Source organism: Chryseobacterium phosphatilyticum (genome assembly GCF_002899825.2).
GTDB lineage: Bacteria > Bacteroidota > Bacteroidia > Flavobacteriales > Weeksellaceae > Chryseobacterium > Chryseobacterium phosphatilyticum.
In genome coordinates, this window is the sequence record NZ_PPED02000052.1 from 1 (window position 1) to 535 (window position 535).

A 535-nucleotide genomic window follows, 5' to 3' on the forward strand; every position below is an offset into this window, starting at 1 on the left:
GAGCTGGCGCACACGATGAGCGAACTGCCGGAAGCCCGGGCCGAGGCGCAGATAGCCGGCAATCACGAGCCGGACATGCGGATACCGCTCCATGATGGCGAGAAGCGCGGGCGCGGCGAAGTCGTTGAAATCCTTGTTATGCGCCCGCGTGCCCGATCCGTAGAAGACCGTCAGCGCCGTGGCCGAAACGGGTGCGTGGGGGCGCCTCAGGAAAGGAAGGTTTCGCGTGTCGAGGCCGTTGCGCAGGACATCACAGACCCCTGAACGGACAAGCGGGCGCATCCGCTCGGCCAGCGCCGGCGTGGAGGCGAGGCCGATGTCGCAGGCCTGCATGGCGTAGCGGAACAGCGGCACGCCGTATTGCAGATCGACATATTGCTTGGGCGTGATCTGCCCCTCGAAGCTCTCCAAAGGATCGGGGTACAGCGCCGCATCGAAGACGATGTCGTCGATCTCATAAATCGTCGGCAAGCCAAGGGCGCGCGCGTAGAGGATCGCGTGCAGGACACCGGGAAAGGCTGCCACGCGGTAGAAG

At 64.9% G+C, this 535-nt stretch carries 1 protein-coding gene; it reads right to left on the reverse strand.

What is annotated here, in order from left to right; translation table 11 throughout:
- Nucleotides 1–535: glycosyltransferase family protein (locus C1631_RS25390; RefSeq protein WP_165828372.1), on the reverse strand; the 535-nt coding region annotated here is incomplete at both ends.